General features: G+C 59.1%; 17 protein-coding genes. 8 read left to right on the top strand and 9 right to left on the bottom strand.

The genetic code is table 11. The features are described from left to right. Positions 1-21 precede the first annotated feature (21 nt). A complete protein-coding gene (locus ACWHXD_RS16215; RefSeq protein WP_138761491.1) occupies positions 22-567 on the top strand; it encodes a putative natural product biosynthesis protein in 546 nt (181 codons plus the stop codon). A gap of 31 nt (positions 568-598) precedes the next feature. Here the strand turns inward: ACWHXD_RS16215 and ACWHXD_RS16210 are convergent, their stop codons facing one another. Beyond that, the gene (locus ACWHXD_RS16210; protein WP_044274139.1) at positions 599-1,075 is read right to left on the bottom strand and encodes a PA2171 family ribosome-binding persister protein; all 477 of its coding nucleotides are present in this window, start codon (positions 1,073-1,075) and stop codon (positions 599-601) included. Between the two features lie 297 nt (positions 1,076-1,372). Between ACWHXD_RS16210 and ACWHXD_RS16205 the strand changes: the two genes are divergently transcribed. After that, positions 1,373-1,579, top strand: coding sequence for a PLDc N-terminal domain-containing protein (locus tag ACWHXD_RS16205; protein ID WP_032896961.1), 207 nt, complete (start codon positions 1,373-1,375; stop codon positions 1,577-1,579). A gap of 60 nt (positions 1,580-1,639) precedes the next feature. On the opposite strand, the gene ACWHXD_RS16200 is transcribed toward ACWHXD_RS16205, so the two are convergent. Together ACWHXD_RS16200 and ACWHXD_RS16195 are read right to left on the bottom strand one after the other, a co-directional pair. Next, complete coding sequence (locus ACWHXD_RS16200) at positions 1,640-2,200, bottom strand: type 1 glutamine amidotransferase domain-containing protein (RefSeq protein WP_032896963.1); 561 nt, start codon at positions 2,198-2,200, stop codon at positions 1,640-1,642. A gap of 30 nt (positions 2,201-2,230) precedes the next feature. After that, the gene (locus tag ACWHXD_RS16195) at positions 2,231-2,734 is read right to left on the bottom strand and encodes a DUF4142 domain-containing protein (protein WP_098951241.1); all 504 of its coding nucleotides are present in this window, start codon (positions 2,732-2,734) and stop codon (positions 2,231-2,233) included. Between the two features lie 196 nt (positions 2,735-2,930). Between ACWHXD_RS16195 and ACWHXD_RS16190 the strand changes: the two genes are divergently transcribed. After that, positions 2,931-3,140 carry a hypothetical protein gene (locus ACWHXD_RS16190; RefSeq protein WP_138761490.1) on the top strand — a complete coding sequence of 70 codons (210 nt, stop codon included), beginning with the start codon at positions 2,931-2,933 and terminating at the stop codon, positions 3,138-3,140. 179 nt (positions 3,141-3,319) lie between these two features. Next, positions 3,320-4,114: a class II aldolase/adducin family protein gene (locus ACWHXD_RS16185; protein WP_138761489.1), complete on the top strand. Its 795-nt coding sequence runs from the start codon at positions 3,320-3,322 to the stop codon at positions 4,112-4,114. Positions 4,115-4,223: 109 nt separating this feature from the next. On the opposite strand, the gene ACWHXD_RS16180 is transcribed toward ACWHXD_RS16185, so the two are convergent. Then, the gene (locus ACWHXD_RS16180) at positions 4,224-5,075 is read right to left on the bottom strand and encodes an AraC family transcriptional regulator (RefSeq protein ID WP_138761488.1); all 852 of its coding nucleotides are present in this window, start codon (positions 5,073-5,075) and stop codon (positions 4,224-4,226) included. A 109-nt stretch (positions 5,076-5,184) separates the two neighbouring features. Here ACWHXD_RS16180 and ACWHXD_RS16175 point away from each other — a divergent pair, with 109 nt between their 5' ends. From ACWHXD_RS16175 to glsB, 3 genes are all read left to right on the top strand, one after another. Next, positions 5,185-5,595 carry a hypothetical protein gene (locus ACWHXD_RS16175; RefSeq protein WP_138761487.1) on the top strand — a complete coding sequence of 137 codons (411 nt, stop codon included), beginning with the start codon at positions 5,185-5,187 and terminating at the stop codon, positions 5,593-5,595. Between the two features lie 73 nt (positions 5,596-5,668). Then, entirely contained in the window at positions 5,669-6,013 is a 345-nt protein-coding gene (locus ACWHXD_RS16170; protein WP_003191720.1) for a hypothetical protein, read from the top strand. Positions 6,014-6,068: 55 nt separating this feature from the next. Beyond that, positions 6,069-6,977: a glutaminase B gene (glsB, locus tag ACWHXD_RS16165; RefSeq protein ID WP_003191719.1), complete on the top strand. Its 909-nt coding sequence runs from the start codon at positions 6,069-6,071 to the stop codon at positions 6,975-6,977. Between the two features lie 188 nt (positions 6,978-7,165). On the opposite strand, the gene ACWHXD_RS16160 is transcribed toward glsB, so the two are convergent. The 5 genes from ACWHXD_RS16160 to ACWHXD_RS16140 form a co-directional block, all read right to left on the bottom strand. Next, positions 7,166-7,405, bottom strand: coding sequence for a DUF6124 family protein (locus ACWHXD_RS16160; RefSeq protein WP_098951248.1), 240 nt, complete (start codon positions 7,403-7,405; stop codon positions 7,166-7,168). Between the two features lie 436 nt (positions 7,406-7,841). Further along, the gene (locus tag ACWHXD_RS16155; RefSeq protein ID WP_032896978.1) at positions 7,842-8,081 is read right to left on the bottom strand and encodes a DUF6124 family protein; all 240 of its coding nucleotides are present in this window, start codon (positions 8,079-8,081) and stop codon (positions 7,842-7,844) included. Between the two features lie 418 nt (positions 8,082-8,499). Continuing rightward, on the bottom strand, positions 8,500-9,267 hold the full coding sequence (mddA, locus tag ACWHXD_RS16150; protein ID WP_138761486.1) for a methanethiol S-methyltransferase: 768 nt from the start codon (positions 9,265-9,267) through the stop codon (positions 8,500-8,502). 580 nt (positions 9,268-9,847) lie between these two features. Next, entirely contained in the window at positions 9,848-11,092 is a 1,245-nt protein-coding gene (locus tag ACWHXD_RS16145; RefSeq protein ID WP_138761485.1) for a saccharopine dehydrogenase family protein, read from the bottom strand. Between the two features lie 28 nt (positions 11,093-11,120). Beyond that, on the bottom strand, positions 11,121-12,218 hold the full coding sequence (locus tag ACWHXD_RS16140) for a carboxynorspermidine decarboxylase (RefSeq protein ID WP_032896982.1): 1,098 nt from the start codon (positions 12,216-12,218) through the stop codon (positions 11,121-11,123). 345 nt (positions 12,219-12,563) lie between these two features. Between ACWHXD_RS16140 and metE the strand changes: the two genes are divergently transcribed. Next, positions 12,564-14,906 carry a 5-methyltetrahydropteroyltriglutamate--homocysteine S-methyltransferase gene (metE, locus tag ACWHXD_RS16135; protein ID WP_138761484.1) on the top strand — a complete coding sequence of 781 codons (2,343 nt, stop codon included), beginning with the start codon at positions 12,564-12,566 and terminating at the stop codon, positions 14,904-14,906. Positions 14,907-14,912: the final 6 nt, after the last annotated feature.

Raw genomic sequence — 14,912 nt, 5'->3', positions numbered from 1 at the left:
TCACGATGGTGAGTACGTTTTATGAACCCTCAATTGCCTGCCGGCGCCAGCCGCCTGGTCAGCAAGGCGTCGCGGCGTCTGCGTGCGCAGCCGGCGCTGCCTGATTACCCGAGTAATTCGCGCTGTTTCGTGCACCTGGACGCACGCCTGCTGCCTCATTGGCATAGCTTGTTTGATATCTGCCCGGCGCTGCTCAAGCTCGACCCACCGGAGGGCTTGAACCTGTTTCGCGCCTTCATGACCTGGGCCTATCGCAACCAGCCGCCGCTGGACTGGACCTACCATCTGAACGTATGCCGCTGGTTACTGAGTTCGGCGTACCGCACGCAGATCGATGAGGAACCGATCGAAGCCTTCATGGCCGCCGCGGCCGCACGTTGGGTGCTCACCGACGACAGCCCGGCGGCAGGCATTGTTCTGAGCTGGCGCGATTGCACCCTATTCGATTGGAAGGGCCACCCTTCTATAGCCACGCAGCAACCGGCATTGCCGGCGCCCGCCTGGGATTTCGCCTGGTGCCCATTGAATGCGCAAGGCACCTTCAGCGGCTGGCTGCCGGTGCCATGAAGCGCCGAACCTGATAGCGACCCGAAGGCCATCACGCCGCCAGGGGTTTTCTCGCCATGGTTTTTTTGTGCGCGGCCTTCATCGCTTCCATCTCAGCCCCCAGCTCCTCGAGAAGGGCTTTACCCAAGAGCTTTTTAGCTTGTGGGAACATCTCGGTTTCTTCCTCTTCGATATGGTGTTCAAGCAGCTCCTTGACCACTTTGACGCGACCGGAAAACTCGGTGGACGATGGGTCGGTTTTCTTTAAGTCCGGCAGTACCAGCGAGTCGACGGTACGGTGCTCCTCCTTGGCTTCGTGGTACATGATGTCCTGCTCCTTGCCCCCGGCTTTTCTGAACGCGGGGTAGAGGATCTCTTCTTCAAGCTGGGTGTGCAGGGTGATTTCCATTTCGAGTTTTGCCAGCAACTCGGTACGTTTTTTTACGCCGCGTTCAGTGGATTCGCTCAACTGGGTCAGCAGGGTCTTGACGCGTTCATGGTCGGCTTTGAGAAGGTCGATGGCATTCATATAAAACCTCACGGATGGTGTTCGGGCGTGTCGAAGCGCACGCCTCGTGGTGAGGAGTGTTGCATCAGGCGTACCAATTTTTCGGATATAAAAAATGTTTAAAATCAATTGGTTGGGTTTGCTTATGCGCTTTGCTGTCGTGCAGCTTGCATGGTCGGGTTGCGGCGACATTGCACAACGCCCAACCGGCGCTGACGCTCCAGCGCAACGGCGCAGGCCTTAAAGCGTGGCTTGAAAATCCAATGGAACCCTTGGCGCATCTGCTTGACCTAACGCTTAGACTTCAGGAGGTGAATCATGCAAATAGAATATATCTGGATCGTATTGGCGGTGATTCTGCTGCTCTTGGAACTCTGGGCGATCAACATCGTTTTGCGCAGCACGGGCGGATGGGAGACCAAGGGGTTGTGGGTGGTGGTGCTGGTGTTCGTGCCGCTGCTGGGGCTGATTGCGTGGGCGATGTTCGGGCCCAAGCGTGAGATGGCGCAGCAGCGTAAGAGCTGAAGCGGTGAGTGAAAAAAAACAGGCGCCCATGGGGCGCCTGTTTTCATTGCGCTAAACCGATCAACCGCCGACGGCGTTGGCAATCGCCTCATTGAACGCCGGTAGATCGTCGGGCGTGCGCGAGGTGATCAAGGTCCAGCCATTGGCCTGGCACTCTTTAACCTCGGCATCCACCACGCTGGCAGCGCCGGCGTTTTCAAGGTCGATGCGCACGCTTTTATAGGCGGTGAGGGTTTTGCCCTTGACCACCCCGGCGTCAATCAGCGTCCATGGCCCGTGGCAGATCGCCGCGATGGTCTTGCCGGCCTGCACGAATTCATTGATCAAGCGCAGCGCGGCGGCATCCTGGCGCAGTGTATCGGCATTCACCGTGCCGCCCGGGATGACCAGCGCATCGAAATCGGCGCTGACCACATCCGACAGCTGCACGTCTGATTCCACGGTCTGGTCTTTTTCCGTGTCGCCGACAAATGTCTGGGTGGTGCCGCCTTTGCTGGAGGCGTGCGTCACGGTCGCGCCGTAGCCACGCAGTGTCTCCAGCGGCTTGAGCAGCTCGTCGCGCTCAATGCCTGTGTTGGATGTGATGACGAGGATGTGCTTGCCGTTGAGTTGCGAGCTCATGGTCGAGTGTCTCCTTGGGTCATGGATCGATTAATGGGCGTATTTGGTTTGCAGTTCCTTGGCCATTTTCAGGTGCGCTTCAAGGGTGGGCAGGGTCTTGGAGGCGAAGGCTTTCAACTCGGGATTGTCCGAGGAGGAAGCTTCTTTCTTGAACAGTTCGACGGTTTTTTCATGGGCCGCTACCTGGTTGTTGGCGTAGGCCTTGTCGAACGACTCATCGCGCATTTCCAGAATGGCTTTCTTCGCCTGGTCGGTGAGCGCGGCGTCATCGGGGACTTCGATATCGAGTTTTTTCGCCAGGGCCATCAGTTCCTGATTGGCCTTGGTGTGGTCGGTAACCATATGCTGGGCAAAGGTCTTCACGTCCGCCGAGCTGCTTTTTTCCAGGGCCAGCTTGCCCGCTTCCACCTCGGTGATACCGCCCTCGGCGGCGCTGTCGACGAAGTCGTTGGAGGTCGCCGCCATCGCGGTGGACATCGAGCCTGCGATCAGCATGAAGGTAAGGCCCATCGGTTTCATCAGTCGAGTTTTCATGGTGTCTCTCCTTGGAAATGGCGGGATGCCGTTACCTGACTGTTGAATGGAGAGGGGCGTAAAAGGTTTAAAATTTTTTGCGCTTTTTTGCCCAGTGGTGAGGGAGGACAATTGACTTGAACCAATCCGGATTCGCAGGGTTCTGCTGCACAGGGCCGTCATCTCAGCGGCCCGCCATTGCCAGGAGGATTGCACTGTGACCGTTCATAAGACTACCGATAAAACCCCCGACCCCATCAGCTCTGAAGACGCGCAAAAAGGTAATGCCAAGGCCACCAAAGGGCAGACGCTTGAACCTGCGAATCCCAAGACCGAAACCATCGACAAAGTCGTGACGCCGACCTCGATCAAGGACATTGAACGGCAAACGGATGCAATCAACGAGACCCTCAACAACGGGCGTTGAACCTGCTGAATTGATCGGTGGCGAGGGAGCTTGCTCCCGTGGCGGCCTGAAAGCTGCCACTGCTGCTTTTTTATAAATAAATATAATAATTAGCTTAGATTAAAATGTGCTTTTTATTATTTATGACCATCCTCTAGTCTTGCCTGTAAGCCCCCTTAGGCCATCCAGGAAGATTTGCCATGAGCAGCGTCACGCCGATTTCCAGTGTCTCCAGCACTGTGCGCCAGCGAGTCACACCGCAAGAGTGGGAGGTGCGGGTCAAGCTGGCCGCAGCCTATCGACTGGCGGCGTTATACAAGTGGACCGATCATATCTACACGCATTTCTCGGCGCGGGTGCCAGGGCCCGAGGCGCATTTCCTGATCAATGCTTTCGGGCTGTTGTTCGACGAAATCAGCGCTTCCAACCTGGTCAAAGTCGATCTGGACGGCACCATTGTCGATGACCCCACGGGCCTGGGGATCAACTACGCCGGTTACGTGATCCACAGCGCCATCCACGGCGCACGCCATGACTTGCAAGCGGTGCTGCACACCCACACCCGCGATGGTATTGCGGTGTCGGCGCAAAAGCAGGGGCTGTTGCCCATCTCCCAGCACGCTATCGCGTTCTCGGGGCGTGTGGCTTACCACGGTTATGAGGGCGTGGCCCTGGACCTGGATGAGCGTGAACGGCTGGTGGCGGATCTGGGCGACAAGAGTGTGATGATCCTGCGTAACCACGGCCTGTTGACGGGCGGCGTCAGCGTCGAGCATGCCTTCCAGCAACTACAAAGCCTGGAGCGGGCCTGCAATATCCAGATCGCGGCACAGGCGGCGGGGAATGCCGAGTTGATCTTCCCACCGGCAGAGGTGGTGGCCAAGGTTGAGCAGCAGGCCAAGGTATTCAGCAACGGTGAAGGCCCAGGCGTGGCGCGGCATTGGGATGCGCTGGTGCGTCAGCTTGAGCGAACAGATACCGACTACAAGAACTGAGTTGGATTGTTCCCACGCTCCGCGTGGTAACACAGCCCAGGACGCTCTGCGTCCCTAAGCGTGACGCGGAGCGGCACACGAGGCATTACCACGCAGAGCGTGGGAACGATCAAACAGCCTCGCGCATCGCAATGCTGGGTTGCGCTGCCGGGCTCGGCGCGCCCGTGCGGTCCGCCAGGTAACGCGCCGGCGGTTGGCCCATGGCCTTGCGGAACATGGTGATAAACCCGCTGGCATTTTCATAACCCAGGTCCAGCGCCACGCTCTGCACACTCTCGCCGTTGGCCAGGCGCTGCAGTGAAAGGATTACATGCAACTGCCGGCGCCAGCGACCGAAGCTCAGGCCGATCTCTTCCAACAGCAGGCGGGTCATGCTGCGTTCGCTCATGCCGATGCGCACGGCCCATTCGCCCAGGGTGGATTTATCGCCGGGGTTGGCCAATAAGCTGTTGGCCAGCCGATGCAAGCGGGGGTCTTGGGGCATCGGCAAATGCAGGGCTTCGATGGGGGCCTGGGCCAACTCGTCGAGTAACGTCGCCACCAGACGGCCCTGGGCGCCGTTTTCGTCGTAGAGCTGCGGGAAACTCACCGCCTTGCCGATCAATTCGTGCAGCAATGGCGACACCGACAGCGTGCAACATTGCCGGGGCAGGGCGCTGGCAGCGTCCGGGTTGATCAACAGGCAATACACGTCTGCTTCGCCAGCGCCACGGGCCGCGTGGGTCACACCGCCGGGAATCCACAACGCGCATTGCGGCGGCACAATCCAGATACCCGCCTCGATCACGCAATGCACCACGCCGCGCAGGGTGTAGATCAACTGCCCGTGTTGATGGTGGTGAGGGGTATGTTCCCAGCGTTCGGAGGTACTCGAAGCGCCCACGGCCACTATCGAGCGAGGGATGGCGGCGGCGTCGCGAACCCGGCAGGGGTCGTACTGGTCGAGCCGGTGATGAACCATGGTGATAACTGCCTTGGCTGGATTGCGAAATATTCTGGCTATTGTGTGCAATGCTGTCCAGCGTCCTGCGCTCTATGATGAGAACCAATCTCATCCAAGGAGCTTTGCCATGCGACTCGACAGTTCAACTTTCCCCGTGGTGAAAATCTTGTTCGACGCGCCTGAGGACGGCGGGCCGGAAGATGCCTTACTGACCTTCGAACATTTGTTGGCCCGTGAGCAGCCCTTCTTGCTGCTGCACGAAAAAGCCGTGGATGAAAACAATCACGAACACGCCCACGAAGAGCGCAAGCGCGCCTCTATCTGGATGAAGAAAAACAAAGCGGCCTTGCGCGCCTACGTCAAAGGCATGATCCAGGTGGAGCCCAGCGCCGCCAAGCGCCTGGCTCTCAAGCCCTTCGCCGTGACGTTCGGCAAAGCCTGGGGCTACCCGCTGCTGGTGGTGGAGTCCGAGGACCGCGCCTGGGCGCTGGCCCAGGATGTGCTGGACGCAGAAGTGTCGGATGTGGCGCATTTCTAAGCCCGGCCAAAGCTCGACAGCGTCCACAATTGAACTACCTTGATTGACGAGCCTTCCCACTCGGTACTCAAGCATGCGCACGTTATGGACGCGGTATCTGGCATTGCTGGAAAACGATTTGAGCACGCAGATTTTCGACAACGTCAAGAACCTGTTGGTCTGCGCGCTGTTGTTTGCGGCGGGGACCAACGCGCTGGTGGGGCCGCACGATTTGCTGATCGGTCTGTTTGCTTCCAGCGTCGCGGGGTGGGGCTTAATTGTGCTGTCGACGCTGCTGATGTTGTTGAACGTCAGCGACGGCATTCGCCGGCTGGCCAAGTTGCGTTATCACTTGGCGTTGCAACTGTTGTTGATCCTGATCTACGTGGTGGTTGCCGAGCGGGTGGTAGAGATTGTGTGGGTGTTGCGCGCCCACTGAAGTATCCTCCGCGCCTCGTTTATCACTGATTCAAACAAAGATGACAGGACAAGCTATGCAGGCGCTGCTGGAGTCGATCCTCGACGAAGTGCGCCCCTTGATCGGCCTCGGCAAAGTTGCCGATTACATTCCCGCGCTGGCCGACGTGCCCGCTCACCAACTTGGCATTGCGGTCTACGGCAACGACGGCGCGGCTTACTGCGCCGGGGATGCCGACACACTGTTTTCGGTGCAGAGCATTTCCAAGGTGTTCAGCCTGGTGCAGGCCATCGACCATGGCGGTGAAACTATCTGGGAACGCCTGGGCCACGAGCCCTCGGGGCAGCCGTTCAACTCCATGGTGCAGCTGGAATTCGAACGTGGCCGCCCGCGCAACCCCTTTATCAACGCTGGCGCGCTGGTGATCTGCGACATCAACCAGTCACGCTTCGCCGTGCCGATTCTGTCGATGCGCGATTTTGTACGGCGCCTGTCGGGCAACCCGCAGATCCTGGTCAACAGCGTCGTGGCCGAATCGGAAGCCCAGCACGGTGCGCGCAATGCGGCCATGGCCTACCTGATGAAGTCGTTCGGCAATTTTCATAACGATGTGGACGCAGTGCTGCACAGCTACTTCAACTATTGCGCGTTGCAGATGAGCTGCCTGGACCTGGCCCGAGCGTTCAGCTTTCTGGCCAACGAAGGCGTGAGTGCCCACAGTGGCGAGCAGGTGCTGACGGCGCGCCAGACCAAGCAAGTGAATTCGATCATGGCCACCAGCGGGCTATATGACGAGGCGGGCAATTTTGCCTACCGCGTGGGCCTGCCGGGCAAGAGCGGAGTCGGCGGCGGGATTGTTGCGGTGGTGCCGGGACAGTTTACGGTGTGCGTGTGGTCGCCGGAGTTGAACGCAGCAGGCAATTCGCTGGCGGGGATGAAGGCGTTGGAATTGTTGAGTGAGCGGATTGGGTGGTCGGTGTTTTGAGATTGTTCTTGTGGGAGCTGGCTTGCCTGCGATAGCGGTTTTTCAGTGCCATCGATCACTGTAGGAGCGAGCTTGCTCGCGAAAAACGCCCAGGCCCTGCGGTCATCCAGGTTGCCCGCGTTATCGTTGACGATCTTCGCGAGCAAGCTCGCTCCTACAGTGGTTAAGGGCGCGGCGCGAGCATCAGATCAAGTGGCTGGGTGGGTGTCATCCAGCGCCTTGTCCACAAGCAACTGCACACCTTCGAGCATGCGGCAGATGCCCAGCGCTACGTTGCGTTGGGTACCGTCGATCTCAAAGGCTAGATGAGTAGCGATGTCACTGATGGAGGCTAGATCCTGGGAGGCGTTGATCAGCAGGGTTTCGGTGCCTAGGCCGGGGCGCACATTGAAGAGTTGTTCTGGTGGGTTGGGGCTGTCTTTGATCATGGTGAAACTCCAAGGGATATGGAGCTGCCATCGTTCGCGGTCAAACGAATTAGGGTGGCAGCTATACGCGGGTTGACCGACCGGTCCCAAGGAGCCCGGCATACCCGGAGGTATCCCGCGTACAGCTGCCGCGACACGATACAGCAGGCGTAAAGAAAACGCCTGATTCGATGTGGCACAGATGCAGTTGGGAGTCGGACGGTCAAATCCGGCCGCTGAATTGGCAGCGACGGCCCAGAGGTTAGTCAGTGAAGTTCCGAGCGACAACCTGAAACAGCTGTGGGAAACGTCCGAGACCTTACCCCACTGTAGGAGCGAGCTTGCTCGCGAAAAACTTCCAGGCCCTGCGGTCACCCAGGTTGCCCGCGTCATCGTTGACGATCTTCGCGAGCAAGCTCGCTCCTACAGTGGGTAAGGGCGCGGCGCGAGCATCAGGTCAAGTGGCTGGGTGGGTATCGTCCAGCGCCTTGTCTACGAGCAACTGCACACCTTCGAGCATGCGGCAGATGCCCAGCGCTACGTTGCGTTGGGTACCGTCGATTTCAAAGGCTAGATGAGCAGCGATGTCACTGATGGAGGCTAGATCCTGGGATGCATTGACCAACAATGTTTCTGTGCCTAGCTCGGGGCGTACGGTGAAGAGCGTTTCTGGGGGATTTGGGGTGTCTTTGATCATGGTGAAGCTCCGTCGACAAGTGGAGCCGCCAGCGTTCGCGGTCAAGCGAAGAGGGTGGCAGCTGTACGCGGGTTGACCGACCGGTTGTCAACGAACCCGGCATACCCGAAGGTATCCCGCGCACAACTGCCGCGACACAATACCTCAGGCACAAAAAAAACGCCTGAAGAGGTGCAGGGCGTAGCAGTTCGTTAACAAGGTCGGACGGTCAAATCCGGCCGCTGAATTGGCAGCGACGGCCCAGAGGTTAGTCAGTGAAGTTCCGAGCGACAACCTGAAACAGCTGTGGGAAAGGTCCGAGACCATACCCCACTGTAGGAGCGAGCTTGCTCGCGAAAAACGCCCAGGCCCTGCGGTCATCCAGGTTGCCCGCGTTATCGTTGACGATCTTCGCGAGCAAGCTCGCTCCTACAGTGGGTTAGCGGCGGGGCCTGTTGAGGCGTGGCACGACCATGCCCACCTCACGCTGATAACGCCGATACCGCTCACCAAACAGCGCCACCAAATCCCGTTCTTCAAAACGGGCGCCGATGAAGAGATACACCGACATCCCCAGCGCAAACAGCAGATGCCCCACGGTCATATGCGGCGTTGCCCAAAAGGCGATCAGGAAGCCCAGGTACAGCGGATGACGCACGACTTTGTAGAGCAGCGGCGTCCGGAATGTCAGGCCTGACGGTGGGGCGTTGCGCCAGCGATCAATGGCCTGTTTCAGTCCGAACAACTCGAAGTGACTGATCAAGCAGGTCGCCAGCACCACGATGCCCCAGCCCAGCCAGAACAGGCCGGTCAGCAGTGCCTTGGCCCAGGCGGCGTCAACTTCCCAAACGGTGTGCGTAATGGGCCGCCACTGCCAGAACAGCAGCGCGAGCATCAGGCTGGAGAGCAACACATAGGTAGAACGCTCCACCGCTGCCAGGGCGAAGACTGCCATCCAGCGTTTGAAGCGCTTCCGCGCCATGGCGCTGTGCTGGACGCCAAACACAATGATCAGTGACGCATTGATCATGAGTGCCAGCGCCCAGTCGATGCGCGCGCCGGAGTCGATGTGCTTGGGTACGACCACAGCCCCCACGAAGCCCATCATGTAAAGCAAGGTGAATAGGAAAACGAGGTAGCAGCAGGTGCTATAGACCAGGCCAGCCAAGCGTGCCGTGAGGGTGTTTGAAGAGGTTTGCCGTTTCATGGACGATTCCTTTCGCACATGGTGATTGGGTGAGCCAATCGATGACTGGCTCGCTCAGACTAACGGCATTCACCTAGGCGGTAACCTGTTGGAGTTGACAGTTGTAAGAGTGATTGGCGATTTAACTGAGGTTCAACCGATCCAACAAGCTATACCAGGCCACGCCTGCGTCAATGTGAGCCCCGGTGCTGTTGCAGTGCTCAAGGGCGCTGAATAGTCCGGTGCGGAACCTGGAATGAACCGAAGCCCCAGATACACCGGCGACTCATTGTGGGAGCTGGCTTGCCTGCGATAGCGGTGGTTCAGTTGGAGACTCAGAGACTGACACACCGCCTTCGCGGGCAAGCCCGCTCCCACAGAGGATCTGTGCCAGGCGCTGATTCTGTGGGCAATACATGGCCAATGTGGGAGCTGGCTTGCCTGCGAAAGCGGTGGTTCAGTTGAAAACTCAGTGACTGACACACCGCCTTCGCGAGCAAGCCCACATTTTGAATCTGTATTGTTCTTTGAACTGTAGGTGAGCCCAAACAAAAAATGCGCCCCTAGGGGCGCATTCTTTTGCTCGGTCAGCTATGGCCTATCAGGCCGTCGCATCCCAGGCCCGATCACCGTTCTCGTCTTTGATCCGAGTCGGCAAGCCCATCACATCCAGCGCCTTGAGGAACGGCTCAGCCGGCAGTTCCTCGACGTTGGCCATGTGCTTGACATCCCACTCGCCACGCGCAACCAGCAGCGCAGCGGCTACCGGTGGTACGCCTGCGGTGTAGGAGATGCCCTGGCTGTCGGTTTCGGCATAGGCCTCTTCGTGATCAGCCACGTTGTAGATAAACATTTCACGCGGCTGGCCATCCTTGGTGCCTTTGACCAGGTCACCGATGCAGGTCTTGCCGGTGTAGCCCGGGGCGAGCGAAGACGGGTCGGGCAGCACGGCCTTGACCACTTTCAACGGCACCACTTCCAGGCCTTCGGCAGTCTTGACCGGCTGTTCGGAGAGCAGGCCGAGGTTTTTCAGCACGGTGAACACGTTGATGTAGTGTTCGCCGAAGCTCATCCAGAAACGCACGTTGGGCACGTCGAGGTTTTTCGACAGCGAGTGCACTTCATCGTGGCCGGTGAGGTAGAGGTTCTGCGAGCCGACTACCGGCAGGTCGTCGGTGCGTTTGACTTCGAACATGGTGTTGCTGGTCCACTGGCTGTTCTGCCAGCTCCACACCTGCCCGGTGAATTCGCGGAAGTTGATTTCCGGATCGAAATTGGTGGCGAAGTATTTGCCATGGGAGCCGGCATTGACGTCGAGAATGTCGATCGAATCAATGCGGTCGAAATGCTGTTGCTGCGCCAGCGCGGCGTACGCGTTGACGACACCTGGGTCGAAGCCCACGCCAAGGATGGCGGTGATGTTCTTCTGTTTGCATTCTTCCAGGTGGTTCCACTCGTAGTTGCCGTACCACGGCGGGGTCTCGCAGACCTTGCCCGGCTCTTCGTGGATGGCGGTGTCCAGGTAAGCCACGCCCGTGTCGATGCAGGCACGCAGTACCGACATGTTGAGGAACGCGGAACCAACGTTGATGACGATCTGCGATTCGGTCTCGCGGATCAGGGCCTTGGTCGCTTCCACGTCCAGGGCGTTCAGCGCGAAGGCTTGGATATCGGCGGGAACCTTGAGGCTACCCTTGGCCTTGACGCTGTCGATGATGGCCTGGCATTTGGAGATGTTGCGCGACGCGATAGCAATACGACCGAGTTCGTCGTTGTGCTGCGCGCACTTGTGGGCCACCACCTTGGCGACACCTCCTGCACCAATGATAAGAACGTTCTTTTTCAATTGCTTTATCTCTCCTTTATCCGCCAGCTCAGGACAGGCTGGACAGGTAGTCGTCGTAACCAAATTCACGAACCACCTCGACTGTACCGTCGAGTTGTTTCACTACGATGGACGGCATTTTCAGGCCGTTGAACCAGTTTTTCTTGACCATGGTGTAGCCTGCGGTGTCGATGAACGACAGCCGATCGCCGATGGCCAGCGGACGATCAAATTGATACTCGCCGAAGATGTCCCCGGCCAGGCAGGATTTGCCGCACACCATGTAGGTGTGTTCACCCTCGCTCGGCGCCAGTTTGGCGTTGAGGCGGTAGATCAGCAGGTCCAGCAGGTGGGCTTCGATGGAGCTGTCTACCACGGCGAGATTCTTGCCGTTGTAGAGGGTGTCGAGCACGGTGACTTCCAGGGAGGCGCTGTTAGTGATCGCCGCTTCGCCGGGTTCCAGGTAGACCTGCACGCCGTACTTCTCGGAGAACGCTTTGAGCCGCGCGCAGAACGCGTCCAGCGCATAGCCTTCACCGGTGAAATGGATGCCGCCGCCGAGGCTGACCCACTTGACCTTATGCAACAGCGCACCGAAGCGTTCTTCGATGGTGCCGAGCATCTTGTCGAACAGGCTGAAGTCGCCGTTCTCGCAGTTGTTGTGGAACATGAAACCGGAGATCTGGTCGATCACGCCATCGATCTTCACCGGGTCCCACTCGCCCAGGCGGCTGAACGGGCGCGCCGGGTCGGCCAGCAGGTAGTCAGAGCTGCTCACCTGCGGGTTCACACGCAGGCCGCGGGTCTTGCCTTCGCTGCGTTCGGCAAAACGCTGCAGCTGGCTGATGGAGTTGAAGATGATCTTGTCGCAGTTCTCCAGCATCTCTTCGATTTCATCGTCGGCCCAGGCCACGCTGTAGGCGTGCGCTTCACCTTCGAACTTCTGGCGACCGAGCTTGAGTTCATACAGCGACGACGAGGTGGTGCCGTCCATGTATTGCTGCATCAAGTCGAATACCGACCAGGTGGCAAAGCACTTGAGCGCCAGCAGAGCCTTGGCGCCGGACTGTTCGCGCACGTAGGCAATCTTCTGCATGTTGACCAGAAGCTTCTGTTTATCGATGAGGTAGTACGGCGTTTTGATCATTTTTGAGAGCCTGCGGCGGTGCCTGCCAAAAAAGGACACGCATTGTGCCCGCACTTGGAACAGATCGAAAGGTTAGCCGGCGGATTTTGCGCGCCACGTTAAGCATAGGGCGTAAGTATGACCGTTCATAAGAATCACCCCGCCCAAACTGTGGGAGCGCTCGAGCCTAAGCGAGGCCGCGATGACGCCGGCCCTTGCACCACAACCTCTACCGTAGCGCCGCTAAAATCAGGCCCACCTAAACATGAGTAAATCTTGTGATGATCTAGAACAAAATGAGTTTGTCTCAAGACGCCCCTCTGCCGACAATGACCGCCATCAATCACACCATCGGAGTTGTAAGTCATGGCAGTCGCTCATTCCCTCGGGTTTCCACGCATTGGACGCGATCGTGAACTGAAAAAAGCGCAGGAAGCGTTCTGGAAGGGTGAGCTCGACGAAGCCGGCCTGCGCGCTGTTGGCCGTGATTTGCGCAGCACCCACTGGGCCTTGCAACAGCAAGCCGGCATCGAACTGTTGCCGGTGGGTGATTTTGCCTGGTACGACCAGGTGCTGACCCACTCGCTGATGTTCGGCGTGGTCCCTGAGCGGTTCCGCCCGGCCGATGGCCAGGCCACTCTGCATACCTTGTTCGCCATGGCCCGTGGCGTCAGCGACAGCTGCTGCGGCGGTGCCCATGCCCAGGAGATGACCAAGTGGTTCGATACCAACTATCACTATCTGGTGCCGGAGTTCAGCGTCGATCAGCAATTCCACCTGGCGTGGGACCAACTGTTCGAAGAGGTCCAGGAAGCGCTCGACCTGGGGCACCGCGTCAAGCCGGTGGTGATCGGCCCGCTGACCTACTTGTGGCTGGGCAAGGCCAAGGGCGCTGACTTCGACAAGCTCGACCTGCTCGAGCGACTGCTGCCGCTGTATGGTCAGATCTTCCAGCGCCTGGCCGAATTGGGCGTGGAGTGGGTGCAGATCGATGAGCCGATCCTGGCGCTTGATCTGCCCCAGGCGTGGAAGAACGCTTTTGAGCGCGCCTATAACCTGATCCAGCGCGACCCGCTGAAAAAACTGGTGGCCACCTACTTCGGCGGCCTGGAAGAAAACCTCGGCCTGGCCGCCAACTTGCCGGTGGATGGCTTGCATATCGACCTGGTGCGTGCGCCGGACCAGTACCCGACCATCCTCGACCGCCTGCCAGCGTACAAGGTGCTGTCCCTGGGTGTGGTCAACGGCCGAAACGTGTGGCGCTGCGACCTGGAAAAAGCCCTGGCCACCTTGCAGCACGCCCATGAGAAGTTGGGCGATCGCCTGTGGGTCGCGCCGTCCTGCTCGCTGCTGCACAGCCCGGTGGATCTTGAGCGCGAAGACCAGTTGGATGCCGAACTGAAAAGCTGGCTGGCCTTTGCCGTGCAAAAGTGCGCGGAAGTGGCGCTGCTGGCCAAGGCGGTTGACCAACCGTCAGCACCTGACGTACTCGCCGCCCTGGCAGAAAGCCGCGCCGTTCAGGCAGCTCGCGCTGCATCGCCACGCATTCACAAGCCTGCTGTTCAAGCGCGTGTAGAGGCCATCACCGCACAGGACAGCCAGCGTCAGTCGCCGTTTGCCCAGCGCATCGAAAAACAGCGGGCCGGGCTTAACCTGCCGTTGTTCCCGACCACCACCATCGGCTCGTTCCCACAGACCGCGTCGATCCGTCTGGCGCGCCAGTCCTACAAGGCCGGCAAGTTGAGCCACGCCGAATACGTCGAAGCCATGCACAGTGAGATCAAGCATGCCGTTGAGGTGCAAGAAAACCTTGGCCTGGATGTGCTGGTGCATGGTGAAGCCGAGCGTAACGACATGGTCGAGTACTTTGCCGAACAACTGGATGGCTACGCGTTCACCCGCTTTGGCTGGGTGCAGAGTTACGGTTCGCGCTGCGTGAAACCTGCGGTAATTGTCGGTGACCTGAGCCGTCCCAAAGCCATGACCGTGGAGTGGATTCGCTATGCCCAAGGCCTTACCGACAAAGTGATGAAGGGCATGCTCACAGGCCCGGTAACCATGCTGATGTGGTCGTTTCCACGGGAAGACCTGAGCCGCGAAATGCAGGCCCGGCAACTGGCCCTGGCGATTCGTGACGAAGTGGTGGACCTGGAAGCGGCCGGCATCAAGATCGTGCAGATCGACGAAGCGGCCTTTCGTGAAGGCTTGCCGTTGCGCCAGGCGCAGTGGCAGCACTACCTGGGCTGGGCCACCGAAGTGTTCCGCCTGTGTGCCAGTGGCGTGGGCGATGAAACCCAGATCCACACCCACATGTGCTACAGCGAATTCAACGATGTGATCGAGTCCATCGCCGCCATGGATGCCGACGTGATCACCATCGAGACTTCACGCTCGGACATGGAACTGCTCGACGCATTCGAAGCCTTCGCCTACCCGAATGAGATCGGCCCGGGCGTCTACGACATCCACTCGCCACGGGTGCCGGATGCCTCGGAAATGGCCAACTTGCTGCGCAAGGCCGCCAAGCGGATTCCGGCAGAGCGTCTATGGGTGAACCCCGATTGCGGCTTGAAGACGCGCGGCTGGCCGGAAACGGAGGCGGCGCTCATCCACATGGTCACCGCCGCTCGCCAACTGCGTGCCGAGTCAAACGGTAGGAGCGAGCTTGCTCGCGAAAAACGCCAACGATTACGCGTATCTTCTGAATGAACGCGG

The organism is Pseudomonas fjordensis, assembly GCF_976987115.1.
This window is presented reverse-complemented; position numbering and strand designations above follow the sequence as displayed.

Excerpts from the sequence above, each read along its gene's own strand:
- metE (WP_138761484.1), top strand. The coding sequence starts at position 12,564 with ATGGCAGTCGCTCATTCCCTCGGGTTTCCACGCATTGGACGCGATCGT.
- ACWHXD_RS16185 (WP_138761489.1), top strand. The coding sequence starts at position 3,320 with ATGAGCAGCGTCACGCCGATTTCCAGTGTCTCCAGCACTGTGCGCCAG.
- ACWHXD_RS16180 (WP_138761488.1), bottom strand. The coding sequence starts at position 5,075 with ATGGTTCATCACCGGCTCGACCAGTACGACCCCTGCCGGGTTCGCGAC.
- ACWHXD_RS16200 (WP_032896963.1), bottom strand. The coding sequence starts at position 2,200 with ATGAGCTCGCAACTCAACGGCAAGCACATCCTCGTCATCACATCCAAC.
- ACWHXD_RS16195 (WP_098951241.1), bottom strand. The coding sequence starts at position 2,734 with ATGAAAACTCGACTGATGAAACCGATGGGCCTTACCTTCATGCTGATC.
- ACWHXD_RS16140 (WP_032896982.1), bottom strand. The coding sequence starts at position 12,218 with ATGATCAAAACGCCGTACTACCTCATCGATAAACAGAAGCTTCTGGTC.
- ACWHXD_RS16210 (WP_044274139.1), bottom strand. The coding sequence starts at position 1,075 with ATGAATGCCATCGACCTTCTCAAAGCCGACCATGAACGCGTCAAGACC.
- ACWHXD_RS16170 (WP_003191720.1), top strand. The coding sequence starts at position 5,669 with ATGCGCACGTTATGGACGCGGTATCTGGCATTGCTGGAAAACGATTTG.
- ACWHXD_RS16215 (WP_138761491.1), top strand. The coding sequence starts at position 22 with ATGAACCCTCAATTGCCTGCCGGCGCCAGCCGCCTGGTCAGCAAGGCG.
- ACWHXD_RS16175 (WP_138761487.1), top strand. The coding sequence starts at position 5,185 with ATGCGACTCGACAGTTCAACTTTCCCCGTGGTGAAAATCTTGTTCGAC.
- glsB (WP_003191719.1), top strand. The coding sequence starts at position 6,069 with ATGCAGGCGCTGCTGGAGTCGATCCTCGACGAAGTGCGCCCCTTGATC.
- ACWHXD_RS16160 (WP_098951248.1), bottom strand. The coding sequence starts at position 7,405 with ATGATCAAAGACAGCCCCAACCCACCAGAACAACTCTTCAATGTGCGC.
- mddA (WP_138761486.1), bottom strand. The coding sequence starts at position 9,267 with ATGAAACGGCAAACCTCTTCAAACACCCTCACGGCACGCTTGGCTGGC.
- ACWHXD_RS16205 (WP_032896961.1), top strand. The coding sequence starts at position 1,373 with ATGCAAATAGAATATATCTGGATCGTATTGGCGGTGATTCTGCTGCTC.
- ACWHXD_RS16155 (WP_032896978.1), bottom strand. The coding sequence starts at position 8,081 with ATGATCAAAGACACCCCAAATCCCCCAGAAACGCTCTTCACCGTACGC.